This is a genomic window from Citrobacter sp. wls827 (assembly GCF_005280875.1).
Taxonomy (GTDB): Bacteria; Pseudomonadota; Gammaproteobacteria; order Enterobacterales; family Enterobacteriaceae; genus Citrobacter; species Citrobacter youngae.
The window spans coordinates 615,044-628,895 of record NZ_SZWR01000010.1 but is presented as its reverse complement, the minus strand read 5'-3'; the positions used below and the strand labels follow the sequence as shown (position 1 = coordinate 628,895).

General features: G+C 53.7%; 16 protein-coding genes. 4 read left to right on the top strand and 12 right to left on the bottom strand.

Features of this window, described 5'->3' with window-relative positions:
• Nucleotides 1–19: 19 nt before the first annotated feature.
• Complete coding sequence (locus tag FDX03_RS06420; RefSeq protein ID WP_116360495.1) at nucleotides 20–955, bottom strand: LysR family transcriptional regulator; 936 nt, start codon at nucleotides 953–955, stop codon at nucleotides 20–22.
• Between the two features lie 111 nt (nucleotides 956–1,066).
• On the opposite strand from FDX03_RS06420, the gene FDX03_RS06415 reads away from it, so the two are divergent.
• Nucleotides 1,067–2,266 carry an MFS transporter gene (locus FDX03_RS06415; RefSeq protein WP_137345646.1) on the top strand — a complete coding sequence of 400 codons (1,200 nt, stop codon included), beginning with the start codon at nucleotides 1,067–1,069 and terminating at the stop codon, nucleotides 2,264–2,266.
• Nucleotides 2,267–2,344: 78 nt separating this feature from the next.
• Here FDX03_RS06415 and flgL read toward each other — a convergent pair whose 3' ends face one another.
• The 11 genes from flgL to flgB form a co-directional block, all read right to left on the bottom strand.
• Nucleotides 2,345–3,298 (bottom strand): flagellar hook-associated protein FlgL, encoded by a 954-nt coding sequence (flgL, locus tag FDX03_RS06410; protein ID WP_048211231.1) that lies wholly within the window; start codon nucleotides 3,296–3,298, stop codon nucleotides 2,345–2,347.
• 14 nt (nucleotides 3,299–3,312) lie between these two features.
• Nucleotides 3,313–4,971 carry a flagellar hook-associated protein FlgK gene (gene flgK, locus FDX03_RS06405; protein ID WP_048211230.1) on the bottom strand — a complete coding sequence of 553 codons (1,659 nt, stop codon included), beginning with the start codon at nucleotides 4,969–4,971 and terminating at the stop codon, nucleotides 3,313–3,315.
• Between the two features lie 64 nt (nucleotides 4,972–5,035).
• On the bottom strand, nucleotides 5,036–5,986 hold the full coding sequence (gene flgJ, locus FDX03_RS06400) for a flagellar assembly peptidoglycan hydrolase FlgJ (protein ID WP_061068124.1): 951 nt from the start codon (nucleotides 5,984–5,986) through the stop codon (nucleotides 5,036–5,038).
• On the bottom strand, nucleotides 5,986–7,062 hold the full coding sequence (locus FDX03_RS06395) for a flagellar basal body P-ring protein FlgI (RefSeq protein ID WP_086523801.1): 1,077 nt from the start codon (nucleotides 7,060–7,062) through the stop codon (nucleotides 5,986–5,988). Before FDX03_RS06395 ends, flgJ begins: the two co-directional genes overlap by 1 nt.
• A gap of 33 nt (nucleotides 7,063–7,095) precedes the next feature.
• Nucleotides 7,096–7,794, bottom strand: coding sequence for a flagellar basal body L-ring protein FlgH (gene flgH, locus FDX03_RS06390; RefSeq protein WP_003836756.1), 699 nt, complete (start codon nucleotides 7,792–7,794; stop codon nucleotides 7,096–7,098).
• A gap of 57 nt (nucleotides 7,795–7,851) precedes the next feature.
• Nucleotides 7,852–8,634, bottom strand: coding sequence for a flagellar basal-body rod protein FlgG (gene flgG / locus FDX03_RS06385; RefSeq protein WP_005129045.1), 783 nt, complete (start codon nucleotides 8,632–8,634; stop codon nucleotides 7,852–7,854).
• A 13-nt stretch (nucleotides 8,635–8,647) separates the two neighbouring features.
• Nucleotides 8,648–9,403 (bottom strand): flagellar basal body rod protein FlgF, encoded by a 756-nt coding sequence (locus FDX03_RS06380; protein ID WP_048211227.1) that lies wholly within the window; start codon nucleotides 9,401–9,403, stop codon nucleotides 8,648–8,650.
• 20 nt (nucleotides 9,404–9,423) lie between these two features.
• Nucleotides 9,424–10,635, bottom strand: a complete 1,212-nt coding sequence (gene flgE, locus FDX03_RS06375; protein ID WP_048211226.1) for a flagellar hook protein FlgE — start codon at nucleotides 10,633–10,635, stop codon at nucleotides 9,424–9,426.
• 26 nt (nucleotides 10,636–10,661) lie between these two features.
• On the bottom strand, nucleotides 10,662–11,360 hold the full coding sequence (gene flgD, locus FDX03_RS06370) for a flagellar hook assembly protein FlgD (protein ID WP_040230672.1): 699 nt from the start codon (nucleotides 11,358–11,360) through the stop codon (nucleotides 10,662–10,664).
• Between the two features lie 11 nt (nucleotides 11,361–11,371).
• On the bottom strand, nucleotides 11,372–11,776 hold the full coding sequence (flgC, locus tag FDX03_RS06365; protein ID WP_006685091.1) for a flagellar basal body rod protein FlgC: 405 nt from the start codon (nucleotides 11,774–11,776) through the stop codon (nucleotides 11,372–11,374).
• 3 nt (nucleotides 11,777–11,779) lie between these two features.
• Nucleotides 11,780–12,196: a flagellar basal body rod protein FlgB gene (gene flgB, locus FDX03_RS06360; RefSeq protein WP_003036189.1), complete on the bottom strand. Its 417-nt coding sequence runs from the start codon at nucleotides 12,194–12,196 to the stop codon at nucleotides 11,780–11,782.
• A 157-nt stretch (nucleotides 12,197–12,353) separates the two neighbouring features.
• Between flgB and flgA the strand changes: the two genes are divergently transcribed.
• From flgA to flgN, 3 genes are all read left to right on the top strand, one after another.
• Nucleotides 12,354–13,013, top strand: coding sequence for a flagellar basal body P-ring formation chaperone FlgA (gene flgA / locus FDX03_RS06355; protein WP_061068834.1), 660 nt, complete (start codon nucleotides 12,354–12,356; stop codon nucleotides 13,011–13,013).
• Nucleotides 13,014–13,106: 93 nt separating this feature from the next.
• Nucleotides 13,107–13,400 carry a flagellar biosynthesis anti-sigma factor FlgM gene (gene flgM / locus FDX03_RS06350; RefSeq protein ID WP_005129057.1) on the top strand — a complete coding sequence of 98 codons (294 nt, stop codon included), beginning with the start codon at nucleotides 13,107–13,109 and terminating at the stop codon, nucleotides 13,398–13,400.
• 3 nt (nucleotides 13,401–13,403) lie between these two features.
• Nucleotides 13,404–13,826 (top strand): flagella biosynthesis chaperone FlgN, encoded by a 423-nt coding sequence (flgN, locus tag FDX03_RS06345; protein WP_048211225.1) that lies wholly within the window; start codon nucleotides 13,404–13,406, stop codon nucleotides 13,824–13,826.
• The last annotated feature ends 26 nt before the right edge of the window (nucleotides 13,827–13,852 follow it).

Genomic DNA, 13,852 nt, shown 5'->3' with positions numbered 1-13,852 from the left:
ACCTCAGGGTCGGCTTTTTTTATACATCGTGAACACCCCTCATCCCCGCTACCTGTGGCATAACATCTTTCATCAACGCCAGAAATTTGCGTAAGCGGGTTGGATAATAACGAGCCCAGGGATAAACCAAATGCACGGGCAATGACGACGCATGCCAGTCAGGTAATAGCGTAATCAATCTTCCGCTGGCGATATCGTCTTCAACCATCCAGCTTGAGACAAGCGTAACCCCCAGCCCCGCAAGTGCAGCATTTCTGGCGACATAAATACTGTCGGTACTTAATCTGGGAGAAATATTTAACGTGATAGCTTCGTTACGCCGGTGGTGAAGTAACGACACGCTGTGCTGATAAAATGTATTTACCGCGATCCAGGGCAGCGCCGATAGCTGTTCAGGGTGAGTCAAAATCCCAAATTGCGCGAGAAGCTCAGGGCTTGCCACCATACTTCGCGGGACTTCAGCCAGTAAAACCGAGACCGTAGCAGGATCAACCTCAGCCCCAACCCGGATAGCGCAGTCGATATTGTCGCTGAGAAAATCAACGGTCTTATCATTCAGTATCCACTCAACAGATAACTGTGGATAGCGGGAAAGGAACTGCAGAAGCGGCTCAAGGAGTTGTTGTTGGCCAAACGCATGTGGCGCCCGAACCCGCAACGTCCCCACCGGTTCATCCTCCGTGATGTTCAGTCCGTCCTCCAGCGCCAGCCAGGCATCAATAATGTGTTTGGCATGCTGATACCCTCGCTCACCATCATCAGTCAGCTTCATTGCATGGGTGGTACGCATAATCAGCTTAACGCCCAACAGCGTCTCAAGGGATTGTAACCGCCGACTGACGGTTGCCTGGGTGGTGCCCATTTGCTTTGCCGCCGCTGAAAGCGAACCGGCCTCGACGATGCGCACAAACGTGCGCATCAATTCCACCCTATCTATACGTTCAGTTTTTATCATTTAGTCGTTATTCATACGTGTAACGTATAACTGTTTTACCACTGCGCTCGCTACCGTGCTACCGGTTGAAGGATAAAAATAGCCACACATCCCGTGATTGAGGAATCATTTGTGAACACACACACCGCACTTTCCCGTTGGGTTATTTTTGTTCTGGCACTGGGCGCTGGGTTCAGCGTTGCCGCAATCTATTATGCCCAGCCTCTTTTACCTTTAATGGGTCAGGACCTGGCCTTAAGCGTCACCGGCATGGGGCTGGTGCCAACGCTCACCCAGGCAGGATACGCGCTGGGCATTTTGTTTTTGTTGCCGCTGGGCGACCGTTATGACCGCCGGACATTAATCCTGCTAAAAAGCGTCTCTCTTGCCGCGCTGCTGTTGGCCTGCAGCTTTACCGGTCAGTTGCATTCGCTACTGCTGGTTAGCTTACTGATGGGGATGGCAGCGACCATGGCTCAGGATATCGTGCCGGCCGCAGCCATCCTTGCGCCTGAAGGCAAGCAGGGAAAAACAGTAGGTACCGTCATGACCGGTCTTCTGCTGGGGATCCTACTCTCGCGGACCATCAGCGGGCTGGTAGGTGAAGCCTATGGCTGGCGGGAAATGTATCAACTCGCCGCCGTCAGTATTGCCGTGATTGCCGTACTGATGTGGAAAATGCTGCCCCGCTTTACGGTCCATTCCACGCTGAGTTATCCGGCATTAATGTTCTCCATGGCGCAACTGTGGCAGCGTTATCCTGCACTGCGCCGGGCGGCGTTGGCACAGGGCTTCCTGTCTATGGCCTTTAGCGCCTTCTGGTCAACACTGGCGGTTATGCTCTCTGAGCATTACCACATGGGCAGTGCGATGGCGGGAGCATTTGGTATTGCAGGGGCAGCTGGGGCGCTGGCAGCCCCTATGGCGGGTCATCTGGCAGATAAAGTAGGTGCCGGACGGGTAACACAGTTGGGGGCGCTGTTAGTCACGCTTTCATTTGCCCTGATGTTCTTGCTTCCGGCCCTGCCAGTACAGGGGCAGTGGCTGCTGATTGCCCTGTCAGCGATAGGCTTTGATCTCGGACTGCAATCCAGCCTGGTCGCCCACCAGAACCTGGTTTATAGCCTGGAGCCTCAGGCAAGAGGTCGTCTGAATGCGTTGCTATTTACCATGGTGTTTATCGGCATGGCGCTGGGTTCTGTACTCGGAAGTCAGGCCTATGCGCTGGCAAACTGGGAAGGCGTGGTGACACAGGCCACTTTCAGTGGCGTTGTTGCGCTGGTAATTAGACTGACCGGTAAATTACCTGTTAGCCAGACAACTGCAGCCTAAAAAAATGCCCGCTCCGGGGTGTATGTGGAGCGGGCAGACAAACATATCCAGTTTCATGATATGTTTCAAAAAGGATCGTTACCGGTTGAGCTGGAACAGTGACATTCCCTGCATATCGGTAAACGTTTTATACGATGCCTGTAGCGCAGCCTGCTGCATAACATACGAAGAAATCGCCGCATTCCAGTCAACATCAACCAGATTGCTCATCTGCTGCGTTTGACCCAACGCGCGATCGGCCCCCAGCGAGTCCAGAGCGCTAAGTTCACTGAGTTGCGTACCGAGTTCAGCACGGACAGACAGCACGTTATTCAGTGAGTTCTTCAGACCACGGTTGGATTTATCGATGGCTGCTTTGGCTGCATCTCTTGCCGCATCATCACCTTCAATCGGCGTATTCAGGGCCGCAATAGCGGAATCCAGCATGGCGAATAAGTTCGTTTCTGACTTGCTTCCATCTGGCTCCGGAACCGCGTTGCTGGTCACCGAGTCAAAAATCTTATCCCCGGTATGACCAATCACCATTGACCGAGCGGCATCGACCTGTTGGGTGATATTTTGCGTTCCACCACTATAGGCACCATCAGTCTGGGCAAATGGTGGGGCTTCCGTTTTGTATCCGCCAAAGATATAACGACCATTACCGTCGGTACTGTTCGCCAGATTCATTAACTGATCGCGGATCCCTTGCAAATCAGTTGCCAACGATGCCCGGTTATCATCACTCAATGTCCCATTGCCAGCATTGACAATTTTTTCCTGTGCCGCGGTAATAGCGGTCGTCGCCCGGCTTAACACGTTCTCTTCCAGTGACACTTTTTGCGTCGCGAAAGTACGCGCCAGCGTATATTGGCTGTTCTGTGCCTGAGCCTGTGAAAGCACCACGGCCTGTGATGCGGCAATCGGATCGTCAGACGGGTTGTTCACGCGTTTCCCCGTTGACATCTGCTCGCCAAATTTCAACCATTCAGCCTGAGAGTTGGTGATGCCGCGCATATTCTGCTGGTACATCATCTGAGTACTGATACGCATTGAGTTCCTCTCCCTTAGCGAATATTCAGCAGTGCATCAAAGAGCGAATTCGCCGTTTGCAGTACCTGAGCGTTGGCCAGGTAATACTGCTGATAACGCTGCAAATTCCCGTACTCTTCGTCGAGGTTAACCCCGGAAATAGACTGTTGCTGATTTGAAAGCTGCGTGACCACGTTGTTTTGCGTGGTGCTGCTGGTTTTTAAGGTCGCCGTTTTGTTCCCGACATCGCTCACCAGCGTAGCGTAAGCATCGTTAAAGGTTTTATTCCCGATGGTTGCCTTGGTTTGCAGATCCAGCAGTTTCTGGCCGTTACGGTTATCGCTTTTACCTTTATCAACATTGGGATCAGTGTCATTTTTGGACACTTCAGCCATGGCGATTTTCGACTCATCGGTCACCGCCACTTTCATATTAATAATGGCGTCACCCACGGGTTTCACCGTAAAGCTGTCATTTGCCAGCGCACCATTTTTGACGGTGATTTCCAGCCCATCAAAGGACATTTTTCCGCCAGTAACCGTCGGCTTAAAGCTGGTATTGTCAGCCAGACGGGTTACCTGCCAGTCAGTACCATCAAACGTAATTTTATAGTCGGTTGCCTGCACCGACGAGCTATCCGTCATTTTAACATCAAGCGCACCGGTCCCTTTATTCTTCGTATTGCTAAGGACTGCCGGGCCACCAATATCGAAAAAGTTTTTGCCCGGGTCGCCGTTGGCATCAAAACCTTCTTTGTGCTGCGTGTTAAACGCATCAGCAAAGGCGAGGGCCAACTGACCAAGGGTATTACGCGTCTGGTCGAGTTCCTGCGAACGGAACGTCAACAGCCCGCCCAGCGAACCGGTCGTGATCAGTTTTTCCGGGATGGCAACTTCTCCGGCCACGCCGTCAACATAAGCGACGGTCGTGCGAGAGGGATCATCGCTGGAAGGTACAGCGGCCAGCTGGCGAGCATTGCTGCCTTGCACCAGCGAATAGCCATTCGCCATGGTCACGTTGTAGGTGCCGCCGTCCTGAATGCTGACTTCCACACCAACAATCTTGTTCAGATCACTCACCAGTTGATCGCGCTGATCGAGCAGATCGTTAGGTGATGCACCCGCACCAACGCCGGTCAAACGGGAGATTTGGTCGTTAAGGCTGGCAATTTGCTTCGAATAGTTGTTGATTTGATCGACGCTGGCCTTAATCGCAATATTGACCTGCTTATCCTGATCGCGCAGATATTGGTCCGTCGTTCTGAACTGATTGACTAAGCCATCAGCTTTACCGATAAGTGCCTGACGCGCCGCCGGATCTTCTGCGTTACTCACCAACGTCTGCAGGCTGGTAAAAAAGCCCTGCATCGACGTTGAGATCGAACTGGTTTTGCTGGCGAGCAGGTTGTCGATTTTTGACATTTGCTCGTAACGTGTCGTCAGACCGCTGCTCTGGTTCTGCGCCGCACGTAACTGATTAGTGATAAATGAGTCATACTCACGCTGTACGCCAGAAACATAGACACCATTGCCGACCCAGCCCCCCGCACCCAGCGTGCTGTTCGCTTGCGCCATAATTGTCGTTTGTCGGGTATAGCCGGCAACGTTATAGCTGGAGATGTTATTACTGGCAGTGTTCAACGCGGCCTGCGCTGCGCTGAGTCCACTCATCGCGTTATTAATCAAGCTGGACATGGAGGTTCCTTGTAATCCTTCAATACTCGGTATTATCGGCAGCAGGTCAGCAGACTTGAGCTATTTAAAAGAGATTATCGAGATTCGTGCTGTAGGTTTTACTCACCTTTTCGCTCATCGATTTTAGCTGCTGGATCATGCTGGTTAATTTGCGCGCATAGTTAGGGTCAGTGGCGTAACCCGCATTCTGCAATGCCTGGGCACCCTGCTCTGCGGTCGCGGCACCGGTCACCGCTGCGTAACGCGGATTGCGGGATATCAGACCGACATAATCCGACAGTGCTTCAAGATAGGAGCTATAAACACGGAATTTCGCTTTCACTTTTTTCGCCTCACCGTTTTCGTATTCGGTGGTGGTGATTTCAGTGGTCGGCCCTTTCCAGCTTCCCGAGGCTTTCACACCAAAAATGTTAAAGCTCGGCTCGCCGTTCTCCCGTCGAATTTGTCGTTGCCCCCACCCGGACTCCAGCGCCGCCTGCGCCAGAATCAGATGATGAGGAACCCCACTCTGCTGACTGGCCAGTTTTGCCGGCAGCGAAAGTTGAGCCAGAAAGTCTTTACTGTCACCCGACAGCGGCTCATCATTGCTTTCCGTCGCCCGGGGAATGGCTTTACGCACCAGTTGCGTCAGCGCCTGATTTTGATAGCTGGTCACCGTTTCCAGCGAGAACTTCATCGGCACCTGCGGCGCATCATCTGCAGGTTGCGCCTGCCCTTCGGTCATCTGCTTGACCATCATTTCAGCCAGCCCCAGACCTTTTCCTGCCGTCATCTGCTGGGCGATCTGTTGGTCATACATGCTGGTGTATAAACGCGTGGAGTCGCTGCTAAACACACCGTCTTTTGGCAACGCCTCGCGCATACTTTTCAGCATCATTTGAACGAACATCCCTTCAACCTGGCGGGCGACCGGGCGGATATTTGCCGCCGGGTCCTGACCCGCTTTCGCTTTCAGTTCGTTCAGTGATTGTGCATCCCAGGCGGCGCTGGTCAGCAGTTTGCTATCACCAATCATCAGATGATTTCCAGTTTGGCGCGCAGACAACCCGCACTTTGCATGGATTGCAGGATAGACATCAGGTCCATCGGTGTTGCTCCCAGCGCATTCAATGCACGTACGACGTTGTTCAGGTTGGCGCTGGAACGAACGCTCTGCAACGAACCACCGCTCTGGCGCAGATCGATCTGCGTTTGTGGCGTCACCACGGTTTGTCCACCACCAAACGGTGTATCCGGTTGGCTGACATTCGCCTGGCGGTTAACCGTAATCGACAGATTGCCTTGTGCAACAGCGCAACTATCCAGCGTCACCTCGCGGTTCATGACCACCGATCCCGTACGGGAGTTAATAATCACCTTCGCATCCTGCGGCGTGACGTTCACTTCCATATTCTGGATATCCGCGAGGAAACGTACCTGCGAGCTATTGCCATTCGGGACGCGTACCTGGATCGTGCGTGCATCCAGCGCTGTTGCGCTGCCAAAGCCGCGCGAGCGGTTAATGGTGTCGGTAATTTGCTGCGCCATGGTGAAATCTTCATTATTCAGCTGCAAATTAATGGTGTTACCGCCGCCGAACTGGCTGGGTAATTCGCGTTCGATGGTCGCGCCGTTGGTAATACGTCCGCCATTGAGCTGGTTCACCTGCACGCTGCTACCACCCGCTGCGGCGCCTGCACCACCGACCAGAATATTCCCCTGCGCCAACGCATACACCTGGCTATCGACCCCTTTCAGCGGCGTCATCAGCAGCGTTCCGCCGCGCAGGCTTTTGGCGTTACCCATTGAAGAGACCACTACGTCAATGGTTTGCCCCTGACGACCAAAGGCCGGGAACTGCGCGGTGACCATTACCGCTGCCACGTTTTTCAGCTGCATATTGGTGCCGGTAGGCACGGTGATCCCCAACTGCGACAGCATGTTATTCAGCGTTTGTGTCGTAAACGGTGTCTGGGTGGTCTGGTCACCCGTACCGTCCAGCCCGACCACCAGCCCGTAGCCTATCAGCGAGTTTTCCCGCACGCCCTGCACGCTGGTCAGATCACGAATGCGATCGGCATGCGCAAAGGTGGTAGCCAGTACCAGTACCATTCCAACAAGAGTTTTAAACACTGGATACCTCGCTTACATCGGCGATAAATTAAGGAAGAAACGCTGCAACCAGCCCATATTCTGCGCTTCATTGATATAGCCGTTACCGACATATTCAATACGCGCATCCGCAACCTGCGTTGACGGTACAGAGTTGCTGCCGCTAATGGTGCGCGGGTTAACAACCCCAGAGAAGCGAATGAATTCAGTGCCCTGGTTAATGGCGATCTGTTTTTCACCCACGACATGTAAATTGCCATTCACCAGTACCTGGTCAACCGTCACAGTCAACGTACCACTGAAGGTGTTCCTGGCGTTCGCGCCGCCTTTGCCGTTAAACGAGTTGCCGCCAGAAGCCTCTACGTCGGCACGCTCATTGCCAAATAATCCCTGCAGGTAACGTGGTACCGTGTCAAACCCAAAGTTAGTTTTGCCATCACGACTGGCATTCGCCGAGGAGCTTTTGCTCGCACTGACGTTTTCCTGCAATACGATAGTCAACGTATCGCCAATATTGCGCGGACGGCGGTCTTCAAATAACGGCTGGTAGCCATAATTAATCGGCTGCGCAGACTGAAATATTGATCCATTCGCCACCGGCGTCGGGCCTGGAACTGGCTGGGCAGTCGTCGCGCCCTGCACGAGCGGAGTGGCCGGGATCCAGGCGCATCCTGTCAGTGAAACCACCAGCAGGGCCAAAATCGGGTATGGGTGAAGCGCGTATTTTCGCATTGCCTTCATCTTCAAAATCAGTGCGCCGGTGAGGTTTTCACCCCACCGGACGTCACTTTAGAGTTGCGTCAGTTTCTGCAGCATCTGATCGGTGGTCGATACCGCTTTACTGTTGATTTCATAAGCACGTTGAACCTGGATCATGTTGACCAGTTCTTCCGCCACGTTGACGTTAGAGGTTTCCACATAACCCTGGTACAACAGGCCCGCACCGTTCAGCCCCGGTGTGCTTTCGTTCGGTGCTCCGGACGATTGCGTTTCGGTGTACAGATTCTCACCAATACTTTCCAGACCGGTATCGTTCATGAAGGTCGTCAGGTTGAGCTGTCCCACCTGAACAGGCGCAGCCTGGCCCTGCTGAGTCACACTGACAATACCGTCGCGTCCAATGGTGATGCTCAGCGAGTTAGCCGGAATAGTGATTGCAGGCTGCACCTGAAACCCTCCCGCCGTTACCAACTGACCGTTCTGATCCACCTGGAAAGAGCCATCACGAGTATAAGCTGACGTGCCATCTGGTAGCATGACCTGGAAAAACCCCTGGCCTTTAATCGCCACATCTTTACTGTTGTTGGTCTGCGACAGGTTGCCCTGGCTGTGTAAACGTTCGGTCGCAACCGGACGCACACCGGTACCAATCTGCAAACCAGACGGCAGCGTTGTCTGTTCAGAAGACTGAGCGCCAGGCTGGCGAATCGTCTGGTACAGCAGATCTTCAAACACCGCACGCTGGCGTTTAAAACCATTAGTACTGACGTTTGCCAGGTTGTTGGCAATCACATCCATGTTGGTTTGCTGCGCGTCCAGGCCGGTTTTGGCGATCCATAATGAATTGATCATAAAATGTCCTGTATTAACTCATCGACAGCAGTTGGTTGGCACGGCCTGCGTTATCATCCACGCTACTGATAATCTTCATCTGCATTTCGAAGCGGCGAGCGCTGGCGATCATATCGCTCATCGCGGCAACCGGTTTGACGTTACTGCCTTCCAGTACGCCCGACATCACGCGGATGCTGGGGTCGGCTTGCAGTGTCGGTCCCCGGGTAGCCTGCGCTGCCGCACTCAGACGGAACATACCGTCATCACCACGTTGCACTTCACTTCCCGTCGCTTTAACCAGCTTCAGACGTCCTACTGGCGCCACCGTATTCGCAGGATCGCCGGGGTTGAGCGCCGAAATCGTTCCGTCAGCGGCGATAGTCACTTCCGACCCTTCCGGTACCGCTATAGGCCCAGCTTCGCCGATCACCGGATGTCCCTGAATGGTCAGTTCACCGGTTGGACTCACCTGAATTGCGCCATTGCGGGTGTATCCTTCGCTACCATCAGCGGTCTGCACAGCCAACCAGCCATCCTGCTGCAAAGCCACATCCAGCGGACGGGAGGTATAATCCATCTGGCCTGGCGTCATATCGGCCCCAGGCGTGGAGGCGACCACCAGCGTACGCGTTGGCAGCGAAAGCCCTTCTACGGGAACCGCACGCAGCGCGTTGAGCTGAGCACGAAAACCCGGTGTGGAGGCATTTGCCAGGTTGCTGGCCGTCACCGCCTGTTGATTCAGCGTCTGACTGGCCGCGCCCATGGCGGTATATATTGCGTGATCCATTAAGCCATCCCGTCAGGCGCTTAGCGCAGGTTGACCAGCGTGTTAAGGATCTGATCCTGGGTTTTGATGGTCTGCGCATTCGACTGATAGTTACGCTGAGCGACGATCATATTCACCAGTTCTTTACTCAAATCCACGTTAGAAGCTTCCAACGCACCGTTGGTCAGCTTGCCGAAGTTACCCGTACCCGCGGTACCCAGCAGCGCCACACCGGAAGCCTGAGTTGCTGCCCAGACGTTATCGCCCTGAGACGCCAGACCTTCGTTGTTGGCAAAGTTTGCCAGCACGATCTGTCCCAGAACCTGTTTCTGTTCGTTGGAGTAGTTACCGACTACGGTACCGTCATTGTTAATCTGGTAGCTCACCAGATCGCCCGGTTTGTAGCCGTCCTGGTTAGTGGCAACAATGTTGTTTGCACCGGTGTTCTGCTGCATGGAGTTCTGGAAACTCATTGCGAAGGTGACGGCCGGTGCGCCATTGAGCGCAGCTGTGGTGATGTTGAATGTACCGCCGCCGATTAGCGCCCCATTGGTATCAAATTCCAGCGTGGACGTCGGTGCGGTTGGTACAGCAGCCTTAGGATCGCTGCTATCAATGGTATAGACAGCCCATTTGTTATCAGGCTGTTTTACAAAATAGGCGTTAACTTCGTGGGCATTGCCCAGGCTGTCATAAACGGTGACAGGGCCTTTTTTGTTATAGCTGTCAGCATCTTTCGGATCGAACTTTGTCGTTGTCGGGATTTTATCCGACGAGTTCAGGTTGATCTGCATTGAGGCCTTGCTGGTTGCCTGTGCCGCCATCAATGTATTGGGGATCGTGATCGGCCCCGGGTTCGCACCCTGCTGAACTGTCGGCGGCGTACCGGTCGCCGGATAGCCCGTCAGTTTCAGTCCCTGCATGTTAACGATATTACGGTTTTCATCGAGCTTGAACTGACCGTTACGGCTGAAGAAAACAGAACCATTGCTGTCAACCATACGGAAAAAACCGTTCTGGCTGATAGCCACATCCAGCCCACGTCCAGTGTTGGTGGTGGTACCATCGGTAAAGTCCTGGGTAATACCCGCAACTTTAACGCCCAGACCCACTTTAGAACCGGCGAACATATCGGCAAAGGATGCCGTACCGGATTTAAAACCGTAAGTGGCGGAGTTGGCGATGTTGTTACCAATGACATCGAGGTTGGTCGCTGCAGCGTTCAGACCGCTGACCGCTTGTGAAAAGGCCATGACTTACTCCTGATAAGTGTGAAGGCTTAAATTATCTGCCGTACTTCGTCGAGGGTGGTGGTTCCATAGGTGCCCAGGTCCAGCGTATTACCGCCGTTACTGCGGATAACACCCTGCACCAGCGCAAACTGTAGAGGCTGCGCCACAAGTTGCGTTCCGGCGTTGCTGGCCGCAATCGAAACGTTATACGAACCGCTCGGCGCATCCGTGCCGTCCGTCATGGTGCCATCCCAGGTAAAGGTGTGAACGCCCGCTTTCAACCCGCCAATATCAATGGTGCGTACCACCTTGCCGTCTTTATCGGTAATGGTTGCGGTAACCTTATCTGCCGGTTGCTGCAGCTCAACGCCAAACGGTGTCGTGGTCGTCGTTGCCCCTTCTTCCGCACCTTTACCGGTCAGAATGGTGGTCCCCGGGATCATGACGCCATGACCAATCAGCGTACTGGCCTGTAACGACTGGCTGCTATCGATCTGCCCGGAGATCGATCCCAGCGTGGTATTCAATTTTTCAATGCCGCTTACGGTACTAATTTGCGCTAACTGGGTAGTCAACTCATTGTTTTGCAGCGGGTTGGTCGGGTCCTGGTTTTTTAACTGCGCGACCAGAAGCGTCAGAAAGCTGCTTTGCAGATCAGCCGCGTTGCTCCCTGTCAGCGAACTTTTGCCAGTGGCAGCATTAACACCCGACGTACTCGGGTCATTCATTTTTACAGCAACGGACATGTGCGCCTCCTTTACTGGCCCAGCGTCAGCGTTTTAAGCATCAAGCTTTTTACGGTATTGAGCACTTCAACGTTTGCCTGATAGCTGCGTGAAGCAGACATGGTGTTAACCATCTCGCCGACCACGTCGACATTCGGCATTTTTACGTAGCCATTCGCATCCGCCAGCGGATTGCCCGGCTCATAAACCAGCTTGTCCGGCGCCTGACTTTCAATGACGTCAGCGACTTTTACGCCACCGGTTGCTGCGCCTGGCGCTGCATCGACCTGAAAAACAACCTGTTTTGCGCGATACGGCTGACCATCAGGTCCGGTCACGCTATCGGCGTTCGCCATGTTGCTGGCCGCGACGTTCAGGCGTTTAGACTGAGCCGTCAGCGCAGAACCTGCGATATCAAAAATATTGAGCAACGCCACGGGTTAGTTCCCTCCTTGCAGCACGTTCATCATGCCCTTGATTTGCCCACCTAACGCGGTAAGCCCCATCTGGTACTTCAGGCTGTTATCCGCAAACTGCGTACGCTCCCGGTCCATATCCACCGTGTTGCCATCCAGAGACGGCTGGTCAGGAATGCGATAGAGCAACTCCGTAGATGGCGCCGAGACAGTCTGGGCAGGAATGTGTTGTGCAGAGGTCAGCGTCAACGAAACACCGCCGGTTTCTTCCCGCCCGCGCACCATGACTTTTTTTAATTCACTGGCGAAATCCAGGTCGCGCGCCTGATACCCCGGCGTGTCGGCATTGGCAATGTTGGCCGCTAATATTTCCTGGCGTTGGGCGCGCAAATTCAGCGCTTCCTGTTGAAAACGTAAGGCGGCGTCGAGCTTATCGAGCATATCTCCTCCGCAAATGACAAAATTCAGCCGACAGCTTAAATCCCATCACGCGCGCGTTATCGCCGGAATAAACGCAAAATGCGTCGCTATTTGTTGCGTTGATGACTGCGTCACACAGGTAGAATCCTGCCACTACCTGAAAAAGCGCGAGGTTTTGATGCAAACGTTTAAACGTGGAATAGTTGTGGCAGCACTGCTGTTCAGCCCTATGACGCTGGCACAAGACCTGAATTCGCAGTTAACCGCGTGGTTTTCCCAGCGCCTGGCCGGGTTTAGCGATGAGGTGGTCGTCACTGTCCGTACGCCGCCAAACTTGCAGCCCAGCTGTGACCAGCCTGCGCTGAGCGTGTCCGGCAGTGCGAAACTGTGGGGTAACGTGAACGTACTGGCCCGCTGCGCCAATGAAAAACGCTATCTGCAGGTCACTGTGCAAGCCACCGGCAACTATGTTGTCGCAGCGGCCCCTGTTGCCCGAGGAAGCGCCCTGAACGCGGCCAGCGTAACGCTAAAACGAGGTCGTCTGGATCAACTGCCGCCACGCGCCGTACTGGACATTAATCAGGTTCAGGATGCCGTGAGCCTGCGCGACCTGGTTCCCGGTCAGCCAATCCAGCTCACAATGTTGCGCCAGGCATGGCGGATAAAAGCGGGTCAACGCGTGATGGTTATCGCCAACGGAGACGGCTTTCGGGTCAATGCCGAAGGTAAAGCGCTCAACAATGCAGCCGTCGCGCAAAACGCACGAGTGCGGATGATTTCGGGTCAGGTGGTGAGTGGAATCGTCGATTCTGATGGGAATATTCTTATTAACCTATAATAGGTTAAAGATTTTTTAGCGAGTGCCGATAGATAATCAACCAATGATTAAAGCGGGTCGCTATAGCGTAACCCCTCGATGAGGATAGAAAAAATGAGTATTGATCGTACCTCACCATTGAAGCCAGTAAGCACTGTCCAGCCACGCGAAACCAGCGACTCGCCGGTACAAAAAGCGCGGAAGGAAAAAACAGCGACGACAAACAGCACCAGCGTAATGCTGAGTGACGCTCAGGCCAAACTGATGCAGCCCGGCACCAATGACATCAACATGGAACGTGTCGAAGCGCTGAAAACCGCGATCCGTAACGGCGAGCTGAAAATGGATACCGGAAAAATTGCCGACTCGCTGATCCGCGAGGCACAGAGCTACCTACAGAGTAAATAAAGTATGACTCGTTTGTCAGAAATACTTGATCAGATGACGACCGTCCTCAATGACCTGAAAACGGTGATGGATGCTGAGCAGCATCAGCTTTCTGCAGGGCAGATCAACGGTAGCCAGCTACAGCGAATTACAGAAGAAAAAAGTTCTTTGCTGGCCACCCTCGATTATCTGGAACAGCAGCGCCGCCTGGAAAATGATGCCACGCGCAGCGCCAATGATGAGATTGCCGAGCGCTGGCAGACTATCACCAGGAAGACACAGCATTTGCGCGATCTCAACCAGCACAATGGTTGGCTGCTCGAAGGGCAAATCGAACGCAATCAACAGGCAATTCAAGTGCTGAAACCGCACCAGGAGCCGACGCTGTATGGCGCGAACGGCCAGACCTCTGCGGCACATCGCGGCGGGAAGAAATTCTCTATTTGATGATTGCCTGATGGCCTTGTGCTTAT

Coding starts and splice junctions, on each gene's coding strand:
- FDX03_RS06420 (WP_116360495.1), bottom strand. CDS start 955: ATGATAAAAACTGAACGTATAGATAGGGTGGAATTGATGCGCACGTTT.
- flgL (WP_048211231.1), bottom strand. CDS start 3,298: ATGCGTATCAGTACTCAGATGATGTACCAGCAGAATATGCGCGGCATC.
- flgK (WP_048211230.1), bottom strand. CDS start 4,971: ATGTCCAGCTTGATTAATAACGCGATGAGTGGACTCAGCGCAGCGCAG.
- flgJ (WP_061068124.1), bottom strand. CDS start 5,986: ATGATTGGTGATAGCAAACTGCTGACCAGCGCCGCCTGGGATGCACAA.
- FDX03_RS06395 (WP_086523801.1), bottom strand. CDS start 7,062: ATGGTACTGGTACTGGCTACCACCTTTGCGCATGCCGATCGCATTCGT.
- flgH (WP_003836756.1), bottom strand. CDS start 7,794: ATGCGAAAATACGCGCTTCACCCATACCCGATTTTGGCCCTGCTGGTG.
- flgG (WP_005129045.1), bottom strand. CDS start 8,634: ATGATCAATTCATTATGGATCGCCAAAACCGGCCTGGACGCGCAGCAA.
- FDX03_RS06380 (WP_048211227.1), bottom strand. CDS start 9,403: ATGGATCACGCAATATATACCGCCATGGGCGCGGCCAGTCAGACGCTG.
- flgE (WP_048211226.1), bottom strand. CDS start 10,635: ATGGCCTTTTCACAAGCGGTCAGCGGTCTGAACGCTGCAGCGACCAAC.
- flgD (WP_040230672.1), bottom strand. CDS start 11,360: ATGTCCGTTGCTGTAAAAATGAATGACCCGAGTACGTCGGGTGTTAAT.
- flgB (WP_003036189.1), bottom strand. CDS start 12,196: ATGCTCGATAAGCTCGACGCCGCCTTACGTTTTCAACAGGAAGCGCTG.
- flgA (WP_061068834.1), top strand. CDS start 12,354: ATGCAAACGTTTAAACGTGGAATAGTTGTGGCAGCACTGCTGTTCAGC.
- flgM (WP_005129057.1), top strand. CDS start 13,107: ATGAGTATTGATCGTACCTCACCATTGAAGCCAGTAAGCACTGTCCAG.
- flgN (WP_048211225.1), top strand. CDS start 13,404: ATGACTCGTTTGTCAGAAATACTTGATCAGATGACGACCGTCCTCAAT.